The sequence below is a fragment of the Pseudomonas sp. NFACC37-1 genome, assembly GCF_900101575.1.
GTDB lineage: Bacteria > Pseudomonadota > Gammaproteobacteria > Pseudomonadales > Pseudomonadaceae > Aquipseudomonas > Aquipseudomonas fluorescens_AA.
Genome location: NZ_FMUZ01000083.1, coordinates 1 through 2985, shown reverse-complemented (window position 1 = coordinate 2985; position 2985 = coordinate 1). Strand labels below are relative to the sequence as shown.

2 protein-coding genes are annotated in these 2985 nt (G+C 50.2%); both read left to right on the top strand.

Annotated elements, in window-relative coordinates; genetic code table 11:
- The coding region (locus tag BLP82_RS31350) for a hypothetical protein (RefSeq protein ID WP_170842406.1) at nucleotides 1-849 on the top strand (849 nt) is incomplete at its 5' end.
- Nucleotides 850-1099: 250 nt separating this feature from the next.
- A partial coding sequence (locus tag BLP82_RS29935; RefSeq protein WP_139198021.1) for a hypothetical protein occupies nucleotides 1100-2985 on the top strand: 1886 nt, incomplete at its 3' end.

Here is a 2985-nt window from a genome sequence, read left to right as displayed (position 1 = left end):
TCGGCAGAACAGAAAATCCCGTTGCCGGAAGTCGGTGAAGACGGAGTACCTGTAGGTAATAAATGGTATTACACCGAGTCCGAGAATATCTATGAGCGGTACCCTCATCCCACACTGAGCCAGGAGGATCCTCCAAAAAGACCGAAGGGCATGGTGGTCAAGGAGTTCTTCGTTCAATGCCATAAGGTCGAAGACCTGCGTATTGCCGCGATGTTGCGCAGCGACAACTATGAAACGTTCTATTCCAACCCGGGAACGGAAGGCGATGCGGACCATAGGGTCATCAATCTGCATGCTGTTGAACCGCCGGAAGCCGGCACCATTGGAGGGGTGGTTTTAACCTTTGGTGAGCCCGGGGGGAATTGGCCTAAGCGTGTCGATGGTGATAAGGACGATGAAAAAGATCTGACCACCCTGGATTACTACTATTTGAAACTACTGATTAACCAAAGGCAGGTGCCTATAAAGAAAATTCAGTTCGTCGGCAACTCGAGCATGGTGAGATGGGAAACTGACACGACGCTTGAGGATATCCATAGCATTACCGGATATGCCATCGCCGATGACCTGAATGATCAGGGAAAGATAATTCTGCATACCGATGAAATTCTCAAGAGACGCTTGGTCGGTCAACTCAACGCACCAGAGGAAACGGTTAGAGATGAGATACCGTCAGGTGAAGTGTTGTTCAGCCTGCAGCGGCGTGAATATTGGCGATATGACGGTTATGCCAAGTCCGACTTTGATAAGGAATTGGACGTTGTTGTGTTTGACAGATATGGCAACCGGCACAGGGGGAGAATCGGCTTTGATGGAATTAATCGAAACAAGCTGAAGATTTTAGGTTAATGATATGAATGGCTTTCGGTGCGACTGTCTAGTCGTCCCGTTTAAATATTTCGCGGTTTTAGGAGAAGCGCCATGACGACCTCAACAACCATCCACTCAAACGGCATCGATATGTGGAACTGATTGGCAGCGTGGGGAATACGCTCAAGTCCGATTGGGAATCTGAATGACATCAATATAAGTGCCGCCCTGATCGGTACTTGTTGCCCTGTTTATACACAGTCGATTTATATCGCTGAAGGCTAAAGTCATGACTACTTATTCGTTAAGTGCACTCACTAACAAAATGCGAGGCAAGTCGGTCACACTCGGTTGGGATGCCCTGGTATTCATGAATCGAGCCAAGGTCAATAGTTTGCTGGAGCAGCAATATATTACCCGCTTCAATCGCGAGAGCTTTCTCAAGCGTATTTTTGGCGCGCCATTCATGACGCCGGATAAAAGCGAATACCTGGAGATGGGGGGGGTGATCCTTAGCCATCCGCGCTTGAGCTTTGAAAAAGCTTCGCTGCGTGATTCCCGAGCGACTGCCACCATGGATATCGTCGCAGGCACTGTGTCCTATATACGCAAGGGCACAGGCCAAGTTCCCGGTGCGATTCTTTACAGCTATGTGGTCAGCGTTAATCAGGGTTATACCTTGACCATGGATATCGACTTGGCCGCCAGCCGCGGTACGGTTAACGAACAGGGCAGGGTCATTGTTGATATTGGTACTGGTTATAACTGCCGTTGCAATCTGGTTACAGAGGACCGCGCCCAGGAAACCCTGGGGAATTTCTTCAAAGAACTGTTTCTCGAACAAAAACCTGAAGACAGGATATATGAGCTGGGGATGCTCGACTTACGCGATGTCGATCTTCTGGCTCCACGTTCATTCCTGATCCGCACCATGGCTACGGACGAGGGCAAGAATCGGCATTCCGACGATTACGGTGAAGGGGCCGTGGTGTTATTTGTCAGGACCAAGGGTAATCCGAATGAAGGCGGCGATCCTAATGACCTTGCAGTGGATTATTTGATTCCCAACGATCGGAATCCGACGACAGGTAAGGCGTTGTACTCGGGCTCGTTGGTGTTGGCCAGTCGAGTGGTGTTTGATTGGTATGTGAGAGAGGCCATTGAAAGGCAAATAGGTGGCAATCTGAGGTTGAGATCCTCGGAATCTAATCACGTTGCTCGAATATTAACTGCAGTTGCAGGGGGGTTTAATATTCCGGGGTTCAGGTACATCTGGCAAAAAACATTAGTCACAGAGACAAGTTTGAGTAATAACGGTCCGCTCATGTTTAAGTTGACTGATCCATCGCCGGAGAATGCACTTCAGGTATTTGCGGGTGATGCTGGTGGGCTTGAATTATCCCTGCAGGGGCCACGATTAATGCCGTTTCATTTGCGCTCGTGGGAGTGGGCGTTCGGATCTGAGAATTGGTATTGGGATGCCATAACCACAGCTCGTGTGCATCTGATATTTTCTCCGGTGTTTTCATCGCTTCCGAACTATGTGACGTTTGAGCAAGCCACTGATCCGATTATTGAATTTAACGGAGTTTGGGATCCAAATAATGAGCTGAAAAATGTAGGTTCTTATCCTGAGTTGCCTGGAATGTTGCATGCGGCGCTCCAACCAGCATTTCTGCAGATCTTGAGAGTTTTCCGCACTCTGGAGTTGCCTGGCCTTAACGTTCTGGCCATCAGCAACCTGTTATTCCCTGAACGCAACGCCCTACAGCTAACCGAGGCCCGATTGCCGGGTGACCTGCTGATGGTCGGGCAAATCGATCCAAAAGAAACGACTTTCACCCTTGATCCTCTTTTGCCGGTGATCAAGGCGGGTGACAAGCAGACGTTCGAGATTCGACAACTGAACTACAGACACTCGAATGTCCAATGGAGCGTGCGCAGCGTGGACGGCAGTCGGGCTCTGGGCGTCATCAGCAACAATGGTGAATATGAAGCCCCTGCCGTCCACTTACTCGATGGCAGCGCCATACGCAACGTAGTCACCGCCACCTACACCGATCCGGACACCGGTAAAGAAGTCACGGCCTCGGCCTTGGTAGTGGTCGTGCTGACCAGTGTCGTAGTAACGCCTTCGATGTCGCTGATCCCTATGAGTGATCGCCGCGACGTGCG